Here is a 21,810-nt window from a genome sequence, read left to right on the forward strand (position 1 = left end):
TCGATGGCTCCACGTCCATATCCAACACCGTCCGGTATGGACGTTACGCCCGTGTCATCCCCACTCGGCCGCCGAACCTTGCTGAGATCACCTCACAGAACCCGGGGCGGTTCATCCCAGCCGCTGAAACCTATTAACCAAGATCGCCGGAAACACCGTTAGGGAGACAGCCCCGCACCACCGTTCGTGGATCGGTTGAAAGTCTGGGGTCTGTTTCGGTGACGGTGGTTCCGGTTCCAGGCTGAGTCCGGTCTGGGCGAGGAAGCCGGGGATCAGGTCGGGTCGGTACTGGATACGCTTGAGTCGGTTGCGGATGATCGCGGCGAGATGGTCCACGCTGTCGACGGCGATGTTGCCCGGGCTGGACTTCATCGTTGACCACAGGTCCTCGACGGCCCAGATCTTTCACGATCTTGGAGTGCCGGTGAGATATCGATGGTTGCCGCTTGGTTCGTGGTGGTTTCGGTGTTCGGGCGTGGTGACAGCCCGGCTGGTGGCCGGGTTCGGCCCTGGTATCCCCTTCGCGGGCCGGGTGGGCGGGGCCTCTCGTCTGGTCGGGGCGGGTGGGATTGCCGTTACGGCGGGGTGACCATGCGTGGATCTTGTTCCAGGCGAGGATGAGGTCGGTCTGGTGCGGGTGGGTGTCGTCGAGGCGGGTCAGCCGTTTACGGGCGCGGCGCACGAGGCGGGCTGGCGCGTTGAGTAGCACTCGGCGCAGGGTGGCCGGGCTGGCTTAGCGCAGCCCGGACTGTTCGGCCAGCAGCCGCAGCAACGGGGCGCCGACCGCACCGATCAGCCCTGACGCCCCGGTGGTCAGCGTCAGTCCGCGGGCCCAGGCGTTGACGCGTTGTTCGATGCGTCGCTTACGCCGCAATCGTTTGGCACGCGCAGCCTTCATACGCAACCTGGTCGATGTCGTACGCTTCACCTGGCAGGTGCCGCCCTTCTGGAAGATTCTCGATCTAGGCAATCCAGATCATTCCAGGTAGGACGGCACCTCCTTTACGTCAGGGCCGGCAAATCAGCCGTCACGCCATCGAGCCCATGAATTCGTGAGGCTGGATGTCGGCGAGCCGTCCGATTCTGCTAACAGAGCGGACGCCCTTTCGCGTCGCCCGACGTGGTCGTCTTACCAGCTCGCCAGACCTCCTTCCGCGCTCCGACACCCGAGGCTCGGATGCGCCGGGTCAGCCCATGTGCTGGTCGTCAGACGTCACGAACGTCCGCAGATGGTCAACCGCCGCAGAGAGCGCGTCCTGAAGGGGGCCGATGTCCCGGGCGACCTGAGCGAGGAGCATGCCACCTTGATACGCCGCGAGGAACATGTCGGCGAGCCGCGCGGGGTCGGCGGACGCGTCGATGCGGCCGAGTTGCCGCATGCGATCGAGCCCGACGCGGAAGATCTCGCGCCACTGCGCGAACACCTCCGCGAGCCGGTCCTGCACGTCGAGATCGGTCTTGACGATCTCGCTCGCGAGCGAGCCGAGGCTGCAGCCGGCCTCGAACGGACGCCCCGAGAGGACGTAGAAGTCCGTCCAGTCCTGGAAGGCCTCGACGGTGTCGAAGCTGGCAAACCGTTCGCTGCGATGGAAGCCGAGGACGCTGTCGGCCTGCCAGTCGATGACCGCCAGGACGAGGCTCTCCTTGGTGGGGAAGTAGTGACTCAGCTGCGATCCACTCACGCCTGCAGCGCGGCGGACGAGCTCGTTGTTGGTTGCGTGGACCCCTTTGCCGTAGATCAACGCCGCCGCATGCTCCAGTATCCGCTCGCGCGTGGCCTGGCCCTTGGGAGTGAGCTTCTGGGCTGCATCCGCCCCGTTGTTCACCTGCATGTAATCAACATAACACAAACTGGGCTTGCGAGCCCATTTTTGATGGTGTTCACTCAAGCGAGTGGACGAAATCGTCCAGTAAAGTCACCCGGAGGTTCATCACCATGTCTCGCCTGACCGCTCCCGCGCGCGCCGACATGGACGCGAAGACGCAGGGCGCCCTCGACGCCATCGCGAAGCAGTTCGGCTTCGCGCCCAGCATGTTCACCACGCTCGCCGCGAACCCGACCGTGCTCGAGATCGTGATGGGCCTGCAGGGCAGCATCGCGAAGCTCCTGGACGCGAAGACGCGCCACACGATCGCCCTCGCGGTCTCTCAGTCGAACGGCTGCCACTACTGCCAGGCACTCCACGGTTTCATCTCGTCGAACCTCGGCGGTATGTCGGCGGAGGAGATTGAGCTCGCCCGCACGGGCACGTCCAGCGACCCGAAGCGCGCCGCCGTCGCGAAGTTCGCGCAGCACGTGATCGAGACGCGTGGCCAGGTCAGCGACGAGGACCTCGCAGCGATCCGCGAGGTCGGGTATATCGACCCGGAGATCCAGGCGATCGTCACGATCGTGGTCGTCACCCTGCTCACGAACTACCTCAACAACGTCAGCGACACCGTCGTCGACGTCCCCGGCGCCGACCACCAGTCGGCCTGACTTTCCTCTCCACCCGCCGTTCAAACGACAGAAAGCACGATGTTGAATCTCGACAAGCTGATCACGAAGCACCTCACCCGCTACTTCGACCCGAGCAAGAGGATCCCGGAGGAGACGTTCCAGCAGCTGCTGCGTTACCTGCACACCTCGCCGACGACGATCAACATCCAGCCGAACCGTTTCCACGTGCTGGAGACGCAGGATGGCAAGGACAAGCTCGCGGACGCACTGGTCGGCCGCTTCGCGGACAACGCGGAGAAGGTGCGCAACGCGTCGCACGCCATCGTCTTCACGACGCGCAAGGACATCCCCGACACGCACCTGCAGGAGATCTTCGAGAAGGAGCGCGCCGACGGGCGCTTCGCCGACCCGGAGATCCAGAAGGGATGGGAGGCGGGCGCCTCCAACTTCGTGGAGATCCAGACGGAGAACTATGGCGGGGACGTGCTCCACTGGCTTGAGAAGAACACCTACCTCGTCGTCGGCGCCACGATGATGGCCGCCGCATCCCTCGGGGTGGACGCGACGCCGATGGAGGGCTTCGACCGCACGACCGTGGACGCGGCCTTCGACCTAACCGACACCGACTACACGACCACGCTGCTTCTGGTGCTCGGCTACCCCGACGAGGCTCGGGTCTCCCGCCAGCCGGTCTCGCGGTTCGACGCGGAGAAGATCTTCACGCACATGTGACGGACGGGGCGGACATCGGACCGCGGTGCCGGCCCCGTTCACTTCGACTCGGTTGCCCGGCGTCCGCACCTCCTCGACGGACGCCCGGCAATCGACCCCCTAAGGACTTCGAGGAGGTCAAGATGCAGATTGATAAGGCAGTGCAGGATCGAGCCGCGGCCCGCGCCGCCGAGCTTCCCGGCTCCGAGCACACACACCAGTTCACCGGCGACTGGGAGGTATGGAAAGTCGGCGGCAAGGTGTTCATGCTGCAGACGTCCATGCCCGGCGAGCCCGTCGTGATCCTGAAAGCGGATCCATCCGACGCGGAGGCGCTCCGCGCAGCTCACGCGAGCATCTCGCCCGGCTACCACATGAACAAGAAGCACTGGATCACGGTGCGGGCGGGTGCGGACGTCGAGCCCGCGCTTGTCGACAATCTCGTGACCGAGTCGTACCTCCTCGTCGTCGCCGGCCTGCCGAAGCAGAGCCGTCCCGTCAATCCCGCTTCGTTCCGCGTCCCGCCCTCCGCCGACTGATCACGCTGACGCCGACCGCGCCCAGAGCGCTGTTGCCCCTCATCCGAGCAGCGCCCGCACCGGCGCATGGCGCCCTTACGTGGCCGGCCGCGACGAGGACCTCACCGTCGGCGTCCTCATCGAGGCACACGTCCTCGACGACCGCCCGATCGAACCCCACCTGCCGATGAAATACCCTGGTCAAACGCACGCCGTGTTCCGATCTTCGGTGCCTGACCTTCGACAAGCCAGAAACCTATGCTGATCTTGGGACTTCGCCCAACATCAGTGGCCCCTTCGGGGCAGCTTCGCCTGGCGGGTAGGTGCGGTGCCGGCCGGGCGGTCCGTACGGTGTGAGAGTGATCGATGAGTTCAGTGCGCGGTACGCGGAGCTGGTAACGGGTTCCTACGACTGTGTGGACCGGATCGTGCTCAACGCCGGCTGTAGGGCGCCTGGGCCAGGTCTGCGACCGGTGGATCTACACCGCGTGCCTGTGCTTCGCTCTTGACGCCGACGAACAACGCCGATCCAGCTTCAGCTACGCCTACTCGATCTACCAGGTGGAGTACAGCCGTAATCTGCTGTTCCGCTCCGGCGCGCGGATGCAGCACCTGTTCGACCGGGTGGTCGACCGCAACCGCTCCCGCCTGGACGTGCCCGCGGTACGCACCAATCTCGGCGCCAAGAACCGCCCCACGGGACCGAGCCGGCGCGTCCAGCATCGAAGCCGTGATCGAGACACCTCGCTACGACCTGACCTGGTTCAAGGTCTCCTTCGGGCGGCTGGCGGTCAAGGCGTACACCAAAGGCGAACACGTGCTGCGATTCGAGGCCACCGCCCACAACACCAAAGACCTCAAAGTCGGCCGCCTCCAGCCGCCGTTCGGGATCATGGCTGGAGTTCGAGGTTGAGGCGTCGGGTGTGATGGCCTCTGCGGGCGCGGAGTTGGTGCTGGCGTCGCCATCCTGACCAGTGCAAACGATGGGTCAGGTGGCGGGCCGGTTCGATGATGATGGTGTTGATCAGGCGGCGGATCTCGTTGACTGTCAGCTCGATCATGGTGTGTCGGGACGGGTCGTCGTCGCGGTCGTGGCTGTCTGCGGCGCAGATCGTCAGGACTGCGAGAGCGGCCAGGGCGAGGGTCGTGAAGCGGTGCCAGGAGTTCCAGTGCCGCACTTGGTGCTGGTCAAGACCGACCTGACTTTTCGCTGCTTGGAAGCCTTCCTCGACGGTCCAGCGGATCCCGGCGACGCGCACGAGCGTGGCGAGGCTGACTGGTTGCGGACTCCAGCAGCGGTAGAAGGCCAGCTCACCGGTGGTGTAGTTCTTGCGGATCAGCAGGCTGTGCCTGCCGTGGTCGCCCGGGTCGGTGTCGGTGGTGACCTCATCGAGCCAGGCCCAGTCGTAGAGGCGAGGGCCTTTCGATCCGGTGCCGGCTGAGCGGCGTTGCCAGGCGGTTGCGGGTAGCCCGGCGGCGATCTGGTCGGCGCGGCAGCGGGCTTTGCCGCCGTCGAGCGGAACCAGGTGATCGCACGAGACGGCCAGGACGTAGCCCAAATTGAGGTCGCGTAACCGGGATCGGAAGCTGCCGCTGTTGCCGTAGGCCTCGTCCGCCGCGACCCACCGGGCGGGCACCGCGGCGTCCAGCGCTGCGGTGATCATGTCCGCAGCCAACTCCCAGCGCTTCGCGAACCCGATGTCATCAGGCACGCCCGCGGCCTCCATCCGGTCGGGGTCATCGGTCCATGACACCGGCAGGTAGAGGCGGCGGTCGATCAGGGTGTGCCCGTGCCGGCCGGCGTAGGTCATGAACACTGCGACCTGGGCGTTCTCGATCCGACCTGCTGTTCCGGTGTATTGACGTTGCACCCCGACCGTGTGGATGCCCTTCTTCAGGTCACCGGTCTCGTCCGGGACCAGCACCGCCTCCGGATCACCGAGCCGTCCGACGATCAGGTCCCGCACGTCGTCACGAACAGCCTCGGCGTCCCAAACCGCCCGATACAGCAACCGCTGCATCGCGTCCGGCCGGGCATGTCCGGCCTGCTCAGCAAGCTGCCAGCATGTCTTGATCTCCAACTCGGCCAGCAGCCCGGTCACGAACCCGGCGGCAGCCCGACGCGGTTCCACCCGACCGAAACGGCCCGCGAAACAGCCGAGCACCCCGTCCAGAACACGCTGCCATCCGGCAGCGTCTACGCTGTGACCCGCGGCCACCGCAAGATCCGACTGTTTGTCCACAACATACAGACGATCACGCGGTGGCCGCTCTGCATTCAGCGGCCTGGACCAGGATCCCGAACGGCGGCTGCCGTACTAGCCTCGCCATCCGCATGTCAGCGGCGGTACCGGGTACTTGGCGCCCGAGGAACGGGACTTCACCGTGACGCAGCCGACGTTGACCGCGAGGAGCAATTGAGATGAGCAGCGGCAGCACCCTCCGGCGGGGCCATCTCGGGCCGAACCTCACCCTGTTCCTGCTCGCCTCGATCCTCGTGTCGTTCCTCGCCTCCTCGTTCGCCCCGACCCCCCTCTACTCGACCTACCAGGCGGCCTGGCATTTCTCCCCGATCGTCACCACCGTCGTGTTCGGCGTCTACGCCGTCGCGGTACTCGGCTCGCTGCTGACCGCCGGCAAGCTCTCCGACCATGTCGGGCGGCGGCCGGTCCTGATCGTCGCGATCGCGATCCAGATGATCTCGCTGATCATCTTCATCCTCGCCAACGGTGTACCCACGCTGCTGGCGGCCCGTATCGTGCAAGGGCTCGCGGTCGGCCTCGCCATCGGCGCGATCGGGGCGGCCATGCTGGACGTCAACCGCGCCCGGGGCACGCTCGCCAACTCGATCGCCCCGGGTATCGGGGGCGGCCTCGGCGCCCTCCTCTCGGCGCTTCTCGTCCAGTTCCTGCCCGCACCGACCCGACTGATCTACATCGTCCTGCTGGTGGTCCTGCTGATCCAGGCCGTCGGGGTGGTGCTGATGCCCGAGACGGTCACCGCCAAGCCCGGCGCGGTACGGAGCCTGTTGCCGGAAATCAGCCTGCCCCGCACCGTACGCGGGCCGATGCTGGTGGCCGCTCCGGTGTTCGTCGCCGGGTGGTCGCTGCTGAGCTTCTTCGGCGCCCTCGGTCCGGCGCTCGTCCGCTTACTCGGCCCCACCTCGATCGCGATCGGCGGGGTGGCGATCTTCGTCTTCACCGGCGTCTCGTCCGCCGCCGTCTTCGTGCTGCGCAACGCAACCGCGCGGACCTCGATGCTCACCGGAATCGCCACTCTCATCCTTGGCATGGTCATTACGATGGTCGCGATCGACGCCAACTCCATCGCGGTCTTCTTCGTCGGCGTCGTGCTCGCCGGCATCGGCTTCGGCGGCACCTTCCAGGGCGGTCTCAAGACGGTGATGCCGCTGGTCGAGGCGCACGAACGGGCGAGCGTGCTCTCCCTGATCTACATCATCTGCTATGTGGCCCTCGGCCTGCCCGCCGTCATCGCCGGCTTCCTGGTGGTGCACGGGGGCGGCCTGCGCCGCACCGCGAACGAGTTCACCATCTTCGTTATCGTGCTGGCCGCGATCGCCCTGATCGGCCTGGTCGGGAACGCTCGGAAACGGACCATCCGGGCACCGGGGTGAAGTCGCTGGGGCCCGGCCGGCCGGCGGACCTTAATACAGCATGCGGATCACCAAGTACACCCATGCCTGCGTGCGACTCGAACACGACGGGCGGGTGCTCGTCATCGACCCCGGCATCTGGAGCGAACCGGCCGCCCTGGCCGGCGCCGACGCGGTGCTGGTGACGCATGAACACGCCGACCACGCCGACGTATTACGGCTGGCCGGGCTCGGCGTGCCGGTCTACGCACCGGCCGAGGCGGACCTCCCGCGGCTCGCGGTGACCGGAGTGTCTGCGGGCGAGGAGTTCACCCCGGCCGGGTTCCGGGTACGAGCGGTGGGCGGCCGGCACGCGTTCATCTACGGCGGACAGCCGGACTGCGCCAACCTGGGCTACCTCGTCGAGGACGCGCTCTATCACCCGGGCGACTCACTGCACGTCCCGGAGCAGCCGGTCGAGACGCTCCTGGTGCCGGCGCAGGGCTCATGGCTGAAGCTGGTCGAGGCGATCGACTTCGTCAAGGCGGTCGACCCGCGACGGGCGATCGCCATCCACGACGCCCAACTCAACGAACGCGGTCTCGCCAGCGTCAACGGTTGGCTCGGCGAAAAGGCCGGCGACCGCTACCGCTACCTGACTCCCGGCGAATCGCTCAAGCCCTAGCCTAGACGCCAAGGTGCACACCATGACCGGCAACAGCGACTACACCGTCCGGCAAGCCGCTTACGACCTACGCAAGATCCGAGGCAACCGTGTGGTTTGTCGCCAGCCAACCACCGGCGCGACCGGCGGCAGCGACAGCATCGCGGCCCGGTCGGCGTCCCACCGGTCCACGGGTCGGCAGCCCAACATTCGGTGCTGGCGGTTGTTCGCCCGCACCAACCACTCGGTGAGTTGGGCATTGAAGTCCTGCGGCGAGGCGAACCGGCGGCCGGGCAGGAACGAGGTCTCCAGATAGCCGTTGGCCCGCTCGACCAGGCCCTTGGCCTCCGGGTCCGCCGGCCGGCACTGGATCACCTTGATGCCGAGGGTGCCGCGGAAGGCGTTCATCGCCTCCGTCAACTGCGGCCTGCCGGCCCGCCACTGCCCGACAGCGGACTCGTTGTCCCACACCAACGCCTTGGGCGTCCGGTCCCACCCGGAGATCAGCGTCCAGTGCCCGCCCAGCAGGTCCGCCGACTGCCGGGACGGGATCATCACCGCCGACAGCCACCGCGAATACCCCGACACCATCACCAACACCGGAGGCCTGCCGACCTGCCCGAAGCCCAACGACACGTCCGCCGGCGGGAACCACAGATCACACTGCGCCAGCTCACCCGGCAGATACTCCGTTCGCTGGGCCGGGTCCGGGCGGCGGAACAACGGCCGCAGCTGCTGCACCCGATCGCAGAACACCGTCTTGCCCCGAGTCCAGCCGACCCGTTCCATGATCACCGTCGAGGGCATGTCCGGGAACTCCGCCAACAACGCCCTGATCTGCGGCTCGACCCCGTCCACGATCGAACCCTTCGTCGCCCGCCGATACCGCGGCGGCTCGTCACTGGCCAGGGCCTTCTTCACGGTGTTGCGAGACATCCTCAACCGCCGTGCGATGGCCTGGATCGCCATGCCCTCCGACCGCCGCAGCCGCCGGATCTCCGCCCAGTCCTCCACGCTCAGCACCTCCCGATGCTTCAGGAGATGGTCCCGATTCAGCCGGAACCACGTGGTCAGTTTTCAGGATCTGGCCCACTTTCCGTGATCGGGACTGACCCGGTCAGGCCAGCAGGACTCGCTTGCGGAGCAGGTCGAGGTTGGCGCGGCCATACATCTGTCGTTTGATCATCTTGATGCGGTTGGCGTGGCCCTCGACGATGCCGGAGCTGTGGGGAAGGGTCAGACCGTTGAGGACGGCGTCGTAGTCACGGCGTAGGCCGGCGATGAATGAGTGCAGGTCGGGTTGGTCGTCTGCGGTCACGGCAGTGATCCAGGCGTTGAGGCGGTGCCCGCGCCGGCGGGTGAGTATCTCCGCGAACGCGTTGACGTGGTCGGCCAGAGCGTTCAGATGCGGGCAGGCAGCCCGGATCGTGGCGAGGCCCGTGTGGTCCTCGGGGTGCAGCGTGTCGGGGTGACGCAGCAGCCAGGCGGTGATCCGGCGGACCTTCGGCGGCCGGGGCCGGGGCTGGTGGTGGCGTGGCGGCGGCTCGCAGGGGTTGCAGGTAGGTACGCAGGGTGGTGGCACTGCCGCTGTAGCCACGGACGCGGATCTCGGCGAACAGTTCAGTGGCGTTGGTGATGCCATCGTTGAGGCGTTGATGCAGGTAGTCGAGGTGGTCATCGAGGATGCTGGGCCGACCGGCGCGAGGTTTGGCCAGGAGCTCATCGATGCTGCCGGCGCGGGCGAAGCGGCGCACGGTTCCGCGGGCCAGGTCGAGTCGCCGGGTGATCTCCCGGATGCTGTGGCCCTCAGCCCAGAGCGCCTGAACCTGTTCGTAACGGCGCCGGGTCCGAGGCACCAACAGTCCCTGCTCTGCCCGTTGGGCAGTGGCATCGACGGCAACCTGGGTCAGGTCCGCCGTGGCCGTCGGTGCGGGCTGCGGCGGTGCGATGGTGAGGCAGCGGTGGTGGCGGGCGACGGTCTTCTCGACGTGTTCGGCGAGGTTGTGCCACAGATGCCACCGGTCGGCCACCTGGATGGCCTGGGGCGCACCCGTGCGGGCTCCCTCGGCGTAGGCGTTGGCGCGATCTCGGCAGATGACCTGCACGGTCGGATGCTGCCCCAGCCACGTGGCGAGGGTGGCCGCTTCCCGATCGGGTAGCAGGTCGACCGGCCGGCGGGTGTCGACGTCGACCAGCACCGTCGCATAGCGGTGGCCTCGGCGCAGGGCGAAGTCATCCACGCCCACCGCGGTGAGCGTCCGGACCGGCGGGTCGGGCAGGGCGCGGACCAGCCGCAGGACGCTGCTGCGGCTGGTCACCAGGCCGAGGCGGTCGGCCAGCCGGGCACCCGCGCGACCGGCAAGAGCCACCCCGATCTTCTCCAGCGTCTGGCGAAGCAGCGGACTACGCCGTCCATATCTGGAGGTCAACCCGGTGACCTGCTCGGCGAACGTGCGGACCGGGCAGCGCACCGTGTCGCAGAAGAACCGGCGGACCCGTAACCGGATCTCCACCGGCTGGCCAGCCACCGCGGCATCGCTGAGTCGACGTTCGTAGCGGCTATGAACCCGCCGGGCCCGGCGTCCACAACCGGTACACGCCGCACGGCGGGCTCGCGCCCGCGCCCATATCCGCAGGCCAGCCGACTGCCGGTCCACTCGCTCAACCACGACAGGTGCCAGATGAGGCAGGACCGCAACAAGATCAGCCGATCGCACGACGCACCCTACACAGTGGATCCGGCGCACTGATCCGGGTCAGTCCCGATCACGGAAAGTGGGCCAGATCCAGATCCAGTTTTCAGGCGGAGCCGACAACCGGCCGAAGCCGCAGCGCTGCTACGAGTCCCGGAGTCCTGGCTACGCCGCTACGCCGCCCGCCGCCAAATTCCGCGCACCTTGCTCGGCAAGCACCTGCGCTTCTCTGCCGCCGACTTCACCCGCGATCATCACCGCCGCCGCGCAACCCGCCACCGCACGCCGCCGCACCCCTCGACCACAGCACCGCACCAGCGACTTGCCACTACCGTGAAGTCACGCGTCCATAGGCAGGCAGGCGCTACGGGATCGGGGCGGAGGTCTGGTCGGTCGAGGCCGCGGCGGAGAGCATCCGCGCGAACATTTGCGCGGTACGGAGGCCTGCCGCGCCGCTCGCTCTGAATTGGCGGGTGGCCCCGTCAACGCATTCGACGGTCACGGTGACTCGACCGTGGATCGCGTCACTGCGCGCGAAGGTCACATCGGCGGCACTTAGGCTCTCGGCGGGTCGACGCTCGGCGTGCCAGATTTGAACTGCTGCGGCCGTAGCGCCAACGGCGCCGGCAACGACGACAGTCACGGCGGCGCCGATCAGCCACTGCCCAGCTCGTTCGTTCACGGCGTGGGTGACGCCGTTGGAGACCGCCCCAAGAACCATGCAGACCAGCACCGACCCCGCAGACCAGCGCAGCAGACGCCGCCACCGCAACGCGGCCGACGTGATAAAGACCGTCGTACCATCCAGCCTCAGGCTCGCGGTCTCGCCTGAGTCGAGGGCAACGGGGAAAGCCTTCACTCCGTCACAGTATGCCGTGATTGGTCACTCAGGTAGAGAACCATCCGCTTGGGGAGTTATTGTGGCGGCATGTCGGCTTGGCTCAGACCGCCGTGGCTGCTCGGCCACCTGATTATCGGTGTGGCCGCTGCGACATGCCTACGTTTGGGCTGGTGGCAGTGGCACCACGCGCTGCAAGGCAGCGGCCGCAGTTACGGGTACGCATTGCAGTGGCCGCTGTTCGCCGCCTTCGGCGTGTTCTTCTGGACCCGCGTGGTGCGGGAGCGCCTCAGCCGAGCTGCCCGCACGTCTGAGGCTTACACATCTGCGGCAACGGCGACTGTCGGGCTCTCCTGGTCATTTCATCGTGGCGAAACGGACACGGGCCCAGCGGCGCGACCGACATCGACCGGGACAGCGCAGCACGACGAGGACGACCCGGACGTGGCCGCGTACATGCACAGGCTGCGGTGGCTCAATGCCGACCCGCGTCGGCGCCTATCGGACTATCCCGGCTGCGACGGCTACTGATCCCAGCCGCGACGTCGGCTGGCCGGTTGGACACTGCGGGCAGTCCGGCGAGGCCAGCGCGGCGACGCTGCCGGGCGCCGCGCTGTCGCCCGGGGGCCCACACTGGCAGCGGATCGCGGTCTTGGTAGGCCGCCACGAGTCGGAGCGCCGTTCGGAATCGAGCGGCCGGCACGCCGCATCGGCGGCAGAGCCTGAAAGAACCCGGTCTGCCCCGATACTTAACCAGCTCGGGGCCGGGCGCAGCGCGGCGAACCCACATCCAAAGCAAGAGGCCAAGTCACGTGATGGTGCCAAAACAAGGTGCCGATGGAGGCGCGTCGCCGCTGCGACTGAGTCGGTGTGAGCAGTGTCCCCGGCGAGGATGACAGCCCCGCCGGGGATCACTGCCGAGTTCACTGGCTGGAGCGGGCGTTCGGGGTGAGGATCAAGGCAAGGACAGCCGCGGTGACGGCGATGACGGCGCCGGTGGTGAAGCCGCGTGCGAAGCCGGTTGTGCTGGTGCCAGCGATGCTTGCCGCGGCGACGCTGGATACGACAGCCGCGCCGAGTGAAGCCCCGAATTCGTGGAAGGTGCTGACGATTCCGGATACGAGACCGGCTTCGTGCGGCTGGACCTGCCCGAGCGCGGTAGCGGAGGCGACGACGAAGACCGCGCCGGTGCCGGCGGAGGCGATGCTGACACCTATCACCATGGTCAACGTCCCCTCCCAGAGAGCGGGGATCGCCATGCCGGCTGCCGCGACGAGAAGTCCCAGCACCGCGAGTGCCCGAGCACCCGCACGACCGATGACGCGACCTGCGGAGCTCGCACCGACCATGGTTGCGAGCGCCACGGGAAGGAAGAGCAACCCGGTGCGCAGCGCGCCGTAACCCCGGTGGTCTTGAAGGTAGAACGTTCCGAGGAAAAAGACGCTGATCATCAGAGCGGTCGCGACGAGGATCAGTAGCGTTCCGGCTGCGACGGGTCGACGCAGCAGAAGTCGGACATCCATCAGTGGGCTGGCGGCGAGGCGCTGGCGGGCGACGAACGCTGCGTAGAGAGCCACTGCCGTGCCCAGCAGGATCAGGGTGACCGGCGTGCCCCAGCCTCGGTCTCCGGCCTGGATCAGGGCGTAGATCAGGGACCCGGTAGCGGCTGTTACCAGCACCGCGCCCGGCACATCGAGCCGACCGTCCCCGATCGGCCGAGGCTGCGGCGGAAGCTGAATGCGGAGGGTAAGCAGGAGGACAAGTCCGACGGGAACGTTGATGAAGAACACCCAGGGCCAGCCGGGCCCGGCGGTCAGCAGCCCGCCGAGGAGAACCCCTAGGGCCGCGCCGCCGCCGCCCAGCGCCGACCAGATTCCGAGGGCCTTGTTGCGCTCCTCGCCGTCGAAGATGGTGACGACGAGGGACAGCGCGGCGGGGGAGAGGATCGCCGCGGCCAAGCCTTGTGCGACGCGACCGCCTAGCAGCATAGGACCGTTATTCGCGAGTCCGGCGGTGAGGGACGCGGCGATGAAGAGCAGGAGCCCGGCGAGGACCAGGCGCCGAGCGCCGAACAGGTCGGCGGCGCGCCCGCCGAGCAGCAGCAGTCCGCCGAAGGCGAGGGTGTAGCCGCTGACCACCCAGGTGAGAGCCTCCCGCTCCAGGCCAAGATCTGCGCCCATGTGCGGCAGGGCGATCGCGACAACGGTGACGTCCAGGATGAGCATCAGTTGCGCGACCCCGACGAGTCCCAGGGTCTTCCAGCGCTGCGGGTGGGGATGCGGGGATGTGGTGGTGACGGTCACGGGTTGGGCCATGACGGCCAGCCTCCTTCCGTAAGTCGAACAGGGGTGTTTGAGTTGTGGGAGAGATACCATAACCCGAACAGTGCTGTTCGAGTTGAGGAAGTTGCATGTCTCACCCCCCGGCGAAGCCGACCCTCCGAGCCGATGCAAAGCAGAACGTCGCGAAGATCCTGGACGCGGCCGTGGCCTGCCTGAGCCGCAACGCGGACGCGAGCGTGAGCGAGATCGCGAAAACGGCAGGGGTAGGCCGAGTGACGCTCTACGGGCACTTTCCCTCCCGAGAGGCCCTGGTCGACGCCGCGCTGACCCGAGCTATAGCCGATGGGGAACACGTCCTGCAGACGCTCGACCTGACCGGCGACCCCCGTGAGGCCCTAGACGCCCTGATCAGATCCAGCTGGCTGCTGGTCGCCCAGGCGACCGCCGTTCTCGAAGCGGCGCAGACGACGTTGCCGCCCGGACGGGTGCAAGAACTCCACGCCGAACCTGCCCAGCGCGTTGACGACCTGATCCGCCGCGGCCAGTCAGAAGGGGCCTTCCGAGCCGATCTCCCAGCCAGTTGGCTGACCAGCGTCCTGCACCACGTCATCCACGGCGCGGCCATCGACGTCGCCAAGGGGCGACTGGAAAGCGCAGACGCCGCCCAATTCATCTCCGAGACGATCCTGGCCGCCTACACAAAAGCTGGCGCCTGACGAAGAATCGCCGGGGCCAGGCATTGCCAGCGCCCGCGTCGGACCGCAGCACCGCCGGCCACACCACTCGGCAGAGCAGCTCCCGTCGACGCCCAACTCCTTCCGATGGCGGGGGCATAGGCACCCACCCCGGCGGTCGGCTCCTCGCGGCAAGGGCTTCGACGGCGACTGGGGGTTGCTGAAGGCGCAACTCATCGAAGCTCGGCGGCTGCGCCAAATCGGCCAGCCGGTCCCGACGCGTTGCACGGAAGGCGCCTCGGCGCCGCCAGCGGCGGCCGAGTCGGGTCGTCGACGGTGTCCTGGCGGGCACCCGGGCCCTGGTTGCCGCAGCCGACCGAGCGCCACTAGCGCCGACACTTTGCGGACGAGGTCTAGGGCCTAGTCGTTGACGCGCTCGGGGTCGGGGTGGTGGGGGTTGGACTGCTGGTCGACGGAGAGGGCGACGGCGTCGGTGAGCGGGTAGGGCTGGGTGTGGTCGGGGTCGGCTTGGGGCCGGTAGGCGTGGGGGTGGGGCGGGGTCGAGTAGGCGTGGGAGTGGGCCTGGGCGACGCAGTGGGCCTCGGCGACGCAGTGGGGCTGGGCGACGGAGTGGGGCTGGGCGTGGCCGTGGGCGGCGGTGCCGAAGGTGACGTGGTGGGCGCGGGGACCGCCGGGATCACCCGTGTTGCGGCGTAGAAGCGTGACCACCAGACGGAGGAGATCTTGACTACATCGCCGGTGGTGGGCGCCTGGACCATCTTGCCGTCGCCGATGTACATGCCCATGTGGTGGATCGTGGTCCAGCTAGAGCCCGAGGCGAAGAAGACCAGATCGTCGGGGAGCAGCATGCTGCGGTCAACGGTGCGACCACGAGTGGCGTTGTACTGATCCCGCGACACGCGCGGCAGCTGGTCAAAGTCGGCGCCGCGCGATCGGTACGCAGCCCAGACAAGCCCGGAGCAGTCGTAGCGATTGGGTCCCTCAGCCCCCCACTCGTAGGGCTTGCCGAGTTGGGCCCGAGCGAACCGGACCGCCGCGAGAGCGCGAGGGTTCGCGACCATCCCAGCGACGCTCTCACCGTCACTGGTGTTCGGACGTAGCTGCCGCTCGGCGGCGTCACGCTGCCGCTCGAGCGCTTCGATCTTGCCGGTATTGCGCCGCCTAAGGTCCAGCAGCTCGGCTTGCCGCCTCTTGAAGGTCGCCTCTGCCGTCGTGTAGGTCGCGCGTGCGGCCTGAGCGGCGGTCAACGCGGCGGTGTGCGCGGCAACTGCTTGCTGCTCCGTCGCTTGCACGCGCAGCAGGTCACGGGCGCTTCCTTGGGAGTCGCCGGCGCGCTGCTGGCCCTTCTGAATGCGTAGGAGGGCGCCGAGATCCTGCAGATGGGAGCCGACCTCGCCCGGCGGCAACTCGGCCGCTCGCTTCATCGCCTCGGCGGCGGTGGGGCCGAGGTTCTGCTGCGCCTTCAGGAGCGCGGCCCGCGTGACCTGCAGCTGCCGCTCGGTCTCCTGCGATGCGGTTTCGGTCCGGGTCTGCTCCTGTTGGAGCGTCAGAAGCTCACCACCGCGAGCGCCGCCTGGGACGGCGGGTACGCCTGGCTCGCCGTCGTGGTGTTCGTCAACACCGTGATCAGTCTCTTCTACTACCTGCGCTGGATCGTCCCGGCCTACCGCGACCCCGCGCTGGCGTCATCCGGCGGCGATCACCGCGCCCCGTGGCCCGATCATCCGACGCGGCGGTGGTCGGCGAGGCTCGCGGTGACAGCTGCCGCACTCAGCCTCGTGGTGGGTCTCGCCGCGGGCCTGCTCTGGAACGTGGCGGCCGGCATCTGAGCATCGAACGTCGGTCCGGCAAACAGCAGGGGAACCGGCCATGATCACAATTTAGGAACCGGCGACAGATACGGGCGAATCCGCTGATCTGCCACGGGTGCGGCCCAAGCGGGGGAATCCGACATCACCCGAAAGGGCGAGTTAGTGGATCACCTGACGAGGGGTGTCCGCGCGCGCCGTTCGTGCCCTGCGCTAGCGGGCGGCAGCGGGACGGGCGGTATGCCCGGATGGCGTAAATCACTACCGGCGCTGCCGGGCTGGTGTGGAGGATCCCGTTGCGCAGGGGAGAAGTGTGAGCACCGCCACCTGATCGCCGTGGGTGACCATGGTTTCTCCTGCCTAGCCTCGGCGGATGCGTAACGACGGCAACCTCGACCACCCGCGCGGCCTCGGCGGCCCGGCTGACCGTTCGGACGATATCCACTCCGCCGAACAGCCGGCTAGCACGTCCCAACCGCGACTCTCCACCGGATGGTGGCGTACCCGCCTCGGCGGCCTCGCTAACCCCTTCGCCGCCCGGCCGGGCCGGACCCGCATGGCGGTGGCCACCGGGGCCGTGTGCTGCCTCGGTCTCGTGGGCGCCACCTTCATCGGCGCCGGCCCCGCCGGGGAGTCACTCAGCCCCAACCAGCGTGCCGAGATCGCCCAGCGGGCCGAGGCCGACCCGGCCTCCCGCGGGCAGGCCCGCCAGCCCGCCGCCCCGGTCACCGAAACCCCCACCCCGGAAAGCTCCCCGTCAACGACAATGCCAGCGCCCAAGCCGACGGCGAAGTCCAAGCCCAAGCCCAAGCCCAAGCGGATCCTTCCGGTCGCTGGGCTGGACCAGGCGCAGATGGACAACGCCAAGACGATCGTGCGTACCGGCCGGGAGATGGGCGTGCCGCGCCACGGGCTGGTGATCGCGGTGGCCACCGCGATGCAGGAGAGCACCCTCTACAACTACGCCAGTGGCGTGCTGCCGGAGTCGCAGGACTACCCGCACCAGGCGATCGGCTGGGACCACGACTCGGTCGGGCTCTTCCAGCAGCGGCCCAGCACCGGTTGGGGCAGCGTGCGCGACCTGATGAAGCCGGAGTTCGCGACACGCCAGTTCCTCACCGCCCTGCAGGCGATCCCCGGCTGGCAGGACCTTCCCCTGACCGTCGCGGCCCAGGCCGTGCAGGTGTCGGCGTTCGGTTGGCTGTACGCCCAGCACGAGTGGCGGGCTACCGAGGTCGTGAACGCCGTCCTCTCCTGACCACGAGCAACCGACGCCGCGCTCCTCCGGAGGGCTCGGCGTCGGCCTGCTTCTCTGTGGCCGGTTGGTAAGGCTTCGTCGGTCGTCTCTTGCCCGTTCCCGCCTTGTCAACTGCCGTCAGTGGACGAACGCTCGCCGCAGCGGAGTACCTCAGGCGCGGTAGGCGAGCGTGGCCATCATGCCCGTCTCCGCGTGGTAGGCGTTGTGGCAGTGCACCATCCAAAGGCCGGGATTGCCGGCGTCGAAATCAACGCTCACGCTCTGGTGGGGAACGACCACGACGGTGTCCTTGCGGGCACCACCGCCGGTCAGAGCGAAGGTGTGCCCGTGCAGGTGCATCGGATGGAACATCTCGCTGCGATTGACGAATTCCAGCCGCACGCGCGCGCCCTGCTCCACCAGCAGTGGGTCAGCGTCGTGGAAGGTCGCGCCGTTGATGGTCCACCGGTAGGGGTTCATCGATCCGCCGAGCTCCAACCGGTGCACCCGGTCCGGACGTCGGTCGACCAGCCTCACGCTGCCGGCTGCGTGCAGCGTTGCGGTGTCGAGCACCCGTCCTTCCAGTTCGGTCAGGCGGACATCGGCAGGTGGTGTGGCGCCGGAACCGGTTCGTACCAGAGCCAGACCCCGTCCGGTCTTGCCCTCCGCGTCGGCGATCAGCGGAAAGACCCCATCGCCTAGCTCCACCATGACGTCGACGCGCTCACCCATACCGAGCAGGAGGGCGTCCGTGTCCACCGGGTGGACCGGGAATCCGTCGGTGTGCGTGACCGTGAGCCGGTGTCCCGCGAGCGCCACCCGGTACGCCGTATCCGAGCCCGCGTTGATGATCCTCACCCGCGCCCGCTCACCGGGCCGCGCACGGAAGACCCTCGGCGCCGCCGGAACTCGACCGTTGACCAGATGGTGCGGGTACCAAACATCGCCAGCGCCGCCGAGCAGGGGAGAGGTCATCATCTCCATTCCGCCCATGTCCCCGTGACCAGCGGAAGCCGGGCCGCCGTGGCCACTCGTATCGGGCCCTCGTCGTGGTGCGAGTCGGGCTCGCCGCCCTCCCCGTGCGCGCCCGCCGGATCCATACCCTGCATGTCTGCATGGCCGCCCGTCTCGCGCAGGGCGGCAAGCACGTCATCGGGAGTGCGGCCGGTACCGTCGATCCAATCGTCGAGCACCACGATCCACTCGTGGTCGTACCGGCCGGCCTCCTGCGGGTCATCGACAATGAGAACGCCGTACAGCGCCCGGTCGAGCTGAACGCCGGAGTGCGGGTGGTAGAAGTACGTGCCAGGGTGGGGCAGGGGGAACTCGTAGGTATACCGGCAGCCCGGACGGATGGCTGGTTGAGTCAGGCCGGGAACCCCGTCCATGTTGTTGGGCAGCGCGATCCCGTGCCAGTGAACGCTGGTATCCGTCGGCAAGCCGTTGACCAACTCCACCCGCAGCGTGTCGCCGGCGCGCGCCCGGATAAGTGGGCCGGGCAGGTCGTCGGCGTATCCCCAGGTGGTTACGTGCGGTCCACCTAAGTCGACTGTGACGGGACGGGGGCGAAGCGTGGCCGTCACCCGGCTACGGGTGCCGCCTGTGTCTCCGCCACGGACGCGGTTCGTGCCCACCGCTCTCAATCCCGCTGGGAATGTCCGCCCACCGGAGACGTCGCTGATGCCGACGAGGCCCACCGCGCCCGCGACGCCGGCCAGCAACCGGCGGCGACTGATCTCCGGTTTCATGGCTGCTCCTCGACTGGGTCCGCTTGTCGACGGCCGTGCTATCCGCCACCCTTCGTGGATTTTGTTCGCAAAACGTGCCGCAGGCGGGCCTTTTCGCGCGCTGTTGCCCCTTCGAGTGGCCCAAGTGGCGCCCTGCACGTTTGCCGGCCGGGGCCGCCGGTCTGCGGTGGTGGCTCGCCGGCCATAGCGCGGACGTATACCCATCAGGGGTATTTGCCTTCGTACCCCCGGGGGGTATATGGTGCTGGGCGGAGGTGGACGGCATGACTCGAGAACACATGGCGCATCACGACGCGGCCAACATTGATGAGGTCGGACGTGGCCAGCACAGCCACGACCACGTGGACGCGACGCAGCGCAGCACGCGAACACCGCACCCGCGAGGCGCGCACCACGAACACGACTCGCCCCACTCCGCGTCATCCCAACCACAGGGCACCAGCGGCGCCCATGGGCACCCCGGCGGCCACGCCGGGCATGGGGGGCACGGAGGGCATGACAAGCACGCCGGTCACGACCCGGAGCAGTTCCGCCGGAAGTTCTGGCTGAGCCTCGCGCTGACGCTGCCGATCGTGATCACCAGTCACATGGTGATGGACTGGTTCGGCTACTCCCTGGACTTTCCCGGCATGACTCTGGTCGGTCCGGTCCTCGGGTCGGTGGTCTTCCTCTACGGCGGGTGGCCGTTCCTGGTCGGTGGTTTCCGCGAGGTCCAGGACCGGGCCCCGGGGATGATGCTGCTGATCACGATGGCGATCACGGTGGCGTACGTGGCGTCGCTGGCCACCAGCCTCGGCACATTCGACCTGGACTTCTGGTGGGAGCTCGCCGCGCTGGTGACGATCATGCTGCTGGGCCACTGGCAGGAGATGAAGGCGATCGGCCAGGCGCAGGGCGCGCTCACGGCGCTGGCCGCGCTCCTGCCCGACGACGCCGAGCGGATCGACGACACTGGTGAGCTGCACCGCGTGCAGGCCGCCGAGCTGCGGGTGGGCGACCTGGTCCTGGTGCGCTCCGGTAGCCGGGTGCCGGCCGATGGCCGGATCATCGACGGCGCGGCCGAGCTGGACGAGTCGATGATCACGGGGGAGTCCCGACCGGTCCCGCGTGGTGTCGGAGACCGGGTGGTGGCCGGCACCGTGGCGACAGATTCCGCACTGCGGGTACGCGTCGACGCGGTCGGCGAGGACACGGCTTTGGCCGGCATCGGGCGGCTCGTCGCCCAGGCGCAGGCGTCCAACGGCCGCGCCCAGGCGCTCGCCGACCGGTTCGCCGCAATGCTGTTCTACGTCGCCGCCGCCGCCGCGCTGGTCACCTTCGGCGCCTGGTGGGCGCTGGGTGACCTCGACCAGGCGGTCGTCCGCACCGTGACGGTCCTCGTGATCGCCTGCCCGCACGCCCTCGGGCTGGCCATCCCGCTGGTGATCGCGCTGTCCACCGCCGTGTCGGCCAAGGCGGGCATCCTGGTCAAGGACCGCCTCGCCCTGGAGCGAATGCGCACCGTCGACGCGGTGCTGTTCGACAAGACCGGCACCTTGACCAAGGGCGCGCACACCGTCACCGCCACGGCCGCCGCGACCGGCGTCACCGAAGATGAGGTGCTGCGCATCGCCGGCGCGGTCGAGGCCGACAGTGAGCACCCCCTCGCCAAGGCGCTGGTGGGCGTCGCACAGGAGCGGGGACTGGGGGCGAGCGCCAGCGACTTCCGGTCGCTGACCGGCCGAGGTGTGCAGGCCGTGGTCGACGGCACCAGCTATGCGGTGGGCGGCCCGGCTCTGCTGCGGGAACTGGCGGCCAGGGTGCCCGACGAGCTGGTTCGGGTCGCGCAGGTCTGGTCAGCGCGCGGGGCTGCCGTGCTGCATCTGATCCGGCTACCCGACGGCGGTCAGGCGGAGGCGGTGGGGGCGTTCGCCCTGGAGGACGAGATCCGTCCCGAAGCCCGCGAGGCCATCGCGGAGCTGCGCGAGCAGGGCGTGCGGAAGATCGTGATGATCACCGGAGACGCTCGGCCGGTCGCCGAGGCCGTCGCCGCGGACCTGGGATTCCGTCCCGGCGTCGACGAGGTCTTCGCCGAGGTGCTGCCCGCCGACAAGGACCGGGCGGTTGCCGACCTGCAGTCCCGAGGGCTGACGGTGGCGATGGTCGGGGACGGCGTGAATGACGCGCCCGCGCTGGCTCGCGCCGACGTCGGACTCGCCATCGGCGCCGGAACCGACGTCGCGATCGAGTCCGCTGGCGTCATCCTCGCCTCGTCCGATCCGCGCGGCGTCACCGGTGTGATCCGCCTGTCCCGGGTGTCGTACCGGAAGATGATTCAGAACCTGGTTTGGGCGGCCGGTTACAACGTCGTGGCGATCCCGCTCGCCGCCGGTGTCCTCGCCTGGGCCGGGATCAGCCTCAGCCCGGCCGTCGGCGCGGTGCTGATGTCCGTCTCCACGATCGTGGTGGCGCTCAACGCCCAGCTGCTGCGGGGAGTCCGCCTGACTGCGCAGGGGCGATAGGGATGTCGTGGCGGCCCGAGAAGGGCCGCCACCGCATCGCTGCCGGCCCCACCATGGACCGGACTTCGACCGCGATACCCGGT

The 21,810-nt window shown here is 68.4% G+C and carries 19 protein-coding genes and 5 pseudogenes; 12 read left to right on the forward strand and 12 right to left on the reverse strand.

From position 1 onward, the window contains the following. Positions 1 to 111: 111 nt before the first annotated feature. From ABZU69_RS34995 to ABZU69_RS35005, 3 genes are all read right to left on the reverse strand, one after another. The gene (locus tag ABZU69_RS34995) at positions 112 to 372 is read right to left on the reverse strand and encodes a hypothetical protein (RefSeq protein WP_354968542.1); all 261 of its coding nucleotides are present in this window, start codon (positions 370 to 372) and stop codon (positions 112 to 114) included. A 361-nt stretch (positions 373 to 733) separates the two neighbouring features. Then, positions 734 to 898, reverse strand: coding sequence for a hypothetical protein (locus tag ABZU69_RS35000; RefSeq protein ID WP_354968543.1), 165 nt, complete (start codon positions 896 to 898; stop codon positions 734 to 736). Positions 899 to 1,187: 289 nt separating this feature from the next. After that, entirely contained in the window at positions 1,188 to 1,832 is a 645-nt protein-coding gene (locus tag ABZU69_RS35005) for a TetR family transcriptional regulator C-terminal domain-containing protein (RefSeq protein WP_354968544.1), read from the reverse strand. 104 nt (positions 1,833 to 1,936) lie between these two features. Here ABZU69_RS35005 and ABZU69_RS35010 point away from each other — a divergent pair, with 104 nt between their 5' ends. The 4 genes from ABZU69_RS35010 (at position 1,937) to ABZU69_RS35025 (ending at position 4,582) form a co-directional block, all read left to right on the forward strand. Continuing rightward, on the forward strand, positions 1,937 to 2,479 hold the full coding sequence (locus tag ABZU69_RS35010; RefSeq protein ID WP_354968545.1) for a carboxymuconolactone decarboxylase family protein: 543 nt from the start codon (positions 1,937 to 1,939) through the stop codon (positions 2,477 to 2,479). Positions 2,480 to 2,518: 39 nt separating this feature from the next. Next, complete coding sequence (locus ABZU69_RS35015) at positions 2,519 to 3,172, forward strand: nitroreductase family protein (protein WP_354968546.1); 654 nt, start codon at positions 2,519 to 2,521, stop codon at positions 3,170 to 3,172. A gap of 122 nt (positions 3,173 to 3,294) precedes the next feature. Then, a complete protein-coding gene (locus ABZU69_RS35020; RefSeq protein ID WP_109802463.1) occupies positions 3,295 to 3,690 on the forward strand; it encodes an MmcQ/YjbR family DNA-binding protein in 396 nt (131 codons plus the stop codon). 709 nt (positions 3,691 to 4,399) lie between these two features. Next, positions 4,400 to 4,582, forward strand: a complete 183-nt coding sequence (locus tag ABZU69_RS35025) for a hypothetical protein (RefSeq protein WP_354968547.1) — start codon at positions 4,400 to 4,402, stop codon at positions 4,580 to 4,582. Here ABZU69_RS35025 and ABZU69_RS35030 read toward each other — a convergent pair. Beyond that, the gene (locus tag ABZU69_RS35030) at positions 4,560 to 5,843 is read right to left on the reverse strand and encodes an IS701 family transposase (RefSeq protein ID WP_354968565.1); all 1,284 of its coding nucleotides are present in this window, start codon (positions 5,841 to 5,843) and stop codon (positions 4,560 to 4,562) included. The genes ABZU69_RS35025 and ABZU69_RS35030 overlap by 23 nt on opposite strands. Before the next feature lie 248 nt (positions 5,844 to 6,091). Between ABZU69_RS35030 and ABZU69_RS35035 the strand changes: the two genes are divergently transcribed. Continuing rightward, on the forward strand, positions 6,092 to 7,303 hold the full coding sequence (locus tag ABZU69_RS35035) for an MFS transporter (RefSeq protein ID WP_354968548.1): 1,212 nt from the start codon (positions 6,092 to 6,094) through the stop codon (positions 7,301 to 7,303). 40 nt (positions 7,304 to 7,343) lie between these two features. After that, on the forward strand, positions 7,344 to 7,946 hold the full coding sequence (locus tag ABZU69_RS35040; protein ID WP_354968549.1) for an MBL fold metallo-hydrolase: 603 nt from the start codon (positions 7,344 to 7,346) through the stop codon (positions 7,944 to 7,946). A gap of 78 nt (positions 7,947 to 8,024) precedes the next feature. Here the strand turns inward: ABZU69_RS35040 and istA are convergent. From istA to ABZU69_RS35055, 3 genes and pseudogenes are all read right to left on the reverse strand, one after another. Continuing rightward, positions 8,025 to 8,948 (reverse strand): annotated as a pseudogene (gene istA / locus ABZU69_RS35045) (IS21 family transposase); the annotation flags it as partial. 94 nt (positions 8,949 to 9,042) lie between these two features. Next, a complete protein-coding gene (locus tag ABZU69_RS35050; RefSeq protein ID WP_354968566.1) occupies positions 9,043 to 9,816 on the reverse strand; it encodes a transposase in 774 nt (257 codons plus the stop codon). Between the two features lie 64 nt (positions 9,817 to 9,880). Next, positions 9,881 to 10,672: pseudogene (locus ABZU69_RS35055) on the reverse strand (ISL3 family transposase); the annotation flags it as partial. 18 nt (positions 10,673 to 10,690) lie between these two features. Here ABZU69_RS35055 and ABZU69_RS35060 point away from each other — a divergent pair. After that, the gene (locus ABZU69_RS35060) at positions 10,691 to 11,083 is read left to right on the forward strand and encodes a helix-turn-helix domain-containing protein (protein ID WP_354968567.1); all 393 of its coding nucleotides are present in this window, start codon (positions 10,691 to 10,693) and stop codon (positions 11,081 to 11,083) included. On the opposite strand, the gene ABZU69_RS35065 is transcribed toward ABZU69_RS35060, so the two are convergent. Then, positions 10,983 to 11,477 carry a hypothetical protein gene (locus ABZU69_RS35065; protein WP_354968550.1) on the reverse strand — a complete coding sequence of 165 codons (495 nt, stop codon included), beginning with the start codon at positions 11,475 to 11,477 and terminating at the stop codon, positions 10,983 to 10,985. The two genes, ABZU69_RS35060 and ABZU69_RS35065, sit on opposite strands and share 101 nt — an antisense overlap. A 69-nt stretch (positions 11,478 to 11,546) precedes the next feature. Here ABZU69_RS35065 and ABZU69_RS35070 point away from each other — a divergent pair, with 69 nt between their 5' ends. Continuing rightward, positions 11,547 to 11,987, forward strand: a complete 441-nt coding sequence (locus tag ABZU69_RS35070; protein ID WP_354968551.1) for a hypothetical protein — start codon at positions 11,547 to 11,549, stop codon at positions 11,985 to 11,987. Between the two features lie 392 nt (positions 11,988 to 12,379). Here ABZU69_RS35070 and ABZU69_RS35075 read toward each other — a convergent pair whose 3' ends face one another. Further along, the gene (locus ABZU69_RS35075) at positions 12,380 to 13,771 is read right to left on the reverse strand and encodes an MFS transporter (protein ID WP_354968552.1); all 1,392 of its coding nucleotides are present in this window, start codon (positions 13,769 to 13,771) and stop codon (positions 12,380 to 12,382) included. A 95-nt stretch (positions 13,772 to 13,866) separates the two neighbouring features. On the opposite strand from ABZU69_RS35075, the gene ABZU69_RS35080 reads away from it, so the two are divergent. Beyond that, positions 13,867 to 14,454: a TetR/AcrR family transcriptional regulator gene (locus ABZU69_RS35080; RefSeq protein ID WP_354968553.1), complete on the forward strand. Its 588-nt coding sequence runs from the start codon at positions 13,867 to 13,869 to the stop codon at positions 14,452 to 14,454. 378 nt (positions 14,455 to 14,832) lie between these two features. Here ABZU69_RS35080 and ABZU69_RS35085 read toward each other — a convergent pair whose 3' ends face one another. Then, a complete protein-coding gene (locus ABZU69_RS35085) occupies positions 14,833 to 15,141 on the reverse strand; it encodes a hypothetical protein (RefSeq protein WP_354968569.1) in 309 nt (102 codons plus the stop codon). Between the two features lie 59 nt (positions 15,142 to 15,200). Continuing rightward, positions 15,201 to 15,857: pseudogene (locus ABZU69_RS35090) on the reverse strand (C40 family peptidase); the annotation flags it as partial. A 126-nt stretch (positions 15,858 to 15,983) separates the two neighbouring features. Here ABZU69_RS35090 and ABZU69_RS35095 point away from each other — a divergent pair. Together ABZU69_RS35095 and ABZU69_RS35100 are read left to right on the forward strand one after the other, a co-directional pair. Then, a pseudogene (locus tag ABZU69_RS35095) lies at positions 15,984 to 16,262 on the forward strand (NADH-quinone oxidoreductase subunit N); the annotation flags it as partial. Between the two features lie 352 nt (positions 16,263 to 16,614). Beyond that, positions 16,615 to 17,499 (forward strand): peptidase M23, encoded by an 885-nt coding sequence (locus ABZU69_RS35100; protein ID WP_354968554.1) that lies wholly within the window; start codon positions 16,615 to 16,617, stop codon positions 17,497 to 17,499. Positions 17,500 to 17,649: 150 nt separating this feature from the next. On the opposite strand, the pseudogene ABZU69_RS35105 reads toward ABZU69_RS35100, so the two are convergent. Beyond that, positions 17,650 to 19,226 (reverse strand): annotated as a pseudogene (locus ABZU69_RS35105) (multicopper oxidase family protein). Between the two features lie 263 nt (positions 19,227 to 19,489). Here ABZU69_RS35105 and ABZU69_RS35110 point away from each other — a divergent pair. Next, on the forward strand, positions 19,490 to 21,727 hold the full coding sequence (locus tag ABZU69_RS35110) for a heavy metal translocating P-type ATPase (RefSeq protein ID WP_354968555.1): 2,238 nt from the start codon (positions 19,490 to 19,492) through the stop codon (positions 21,725 to 21,727). Positions 21,728 to 21,810: the final 83 nt, after the last annotated feature.

This window comes from Micromonospora sp. NPDC005206 (assembly GCF_040608175.1).
GTDB lineage: Bacteria > Actinomycetota > Actinomycetes > Mycobacteriales > Micromonosporaceae > Micromonospora.

Coding starts and splice junctions, on each gene's coding strand:
- ABZU69_RS34995 (WP_354968542.1), bottom strand. CDS start 372: ATGAAGTCCAGCCCGGGCAACATCGCCGTCGACAGCGTGGACCATCTC.
- ABZU69_RS35000 (WP_354968543.1), bottom strand. CDS start 898: ATGAAGGCTGCGCGTGCCAAACGATTGCGGCGTAAGCGACGCATCGAA.
- ABZU69_RS35005 (WP_354968544.1), bottom strand. CDS start 1,832: ATGCAGGTGAACAACGGGGCGGATGCAGCCCAGAAGCTCACTCCCAAG.
- ABZU69_RS35010 (WP_354968545.1), top strand. CDS start 1,937: ATGTCTCGCCTGACCGCTCCCGCGCGCGCCGACATGGACGCGAAGACG.
- ABZU69_RS35015 (WP_354968546.1), top strand. CDS start 2,519: ATGTTGAATCTCGACAAGCTGATCACGAAGCACCTCACCCGCTACTTC.
- ABZU69_RS35020 (WP_109802463.1), top strand. CDS start 3,295: ATGCAGATTGATAAGGCAGTGCAGGATCGAGCCGCGGCCCGCGCCGCC.
- ABZU69_RS35035 (WP_354968548.1), top strand. CDS start 6,092: ATGAGCAGCGGCAGCACCCTCCGGCGGGGCCATCTCGGGCCGAACCTC.
- ABZU69_RS35040 (WP_354968549.1), top strand. CDS start 7,344: ATGCGGATCACCAAGTACACCCATGCCTGCGTGCGACTCGAACACGAC.
- ABZU69_RS35050 (WP_354968566.1), bottom strand. CDS start 9,816: ATGCCACTGCCCAACGGGCAGAGCAGGGACTGTTGGTGCCTCGGACCC.
- ABZU69_RS35070 (WP_354968551.1), top strand. CDS start 11,547: ATGTCGGCTTGGCTCAGACCGCCGTGGCTGCTCGGCCACCTGATTATC.
- ABZU69_RS35075 (WP_354968552.1), bottom strand. CDS start 13,771: ATGGCCCAACCCGTGACCGTCACCACCACATCCCCGCATCCCCACCCG.
- ABZU69_RS35080 (WP_354968553.1), top strand. CDS start 13,867: ATGTCTCACCCCCCGGCGAAGCCGACCCTCCGAGCCGATGCAAAGCAG.
- ABZU69_RS35100 (WP_354968554.1), top strand. CDS start 16,615: ATGCGTAACGACGGCAACCTCGACCACCCGCGCGGCCTCGGCGGCCCG.
- ABZU69_RS35110 (WP_354968555.1), top strand. CDS start 19,490: ATGACTCGAGAACACATGGCGCATCACGACGCGGCCAACATTGATGAG.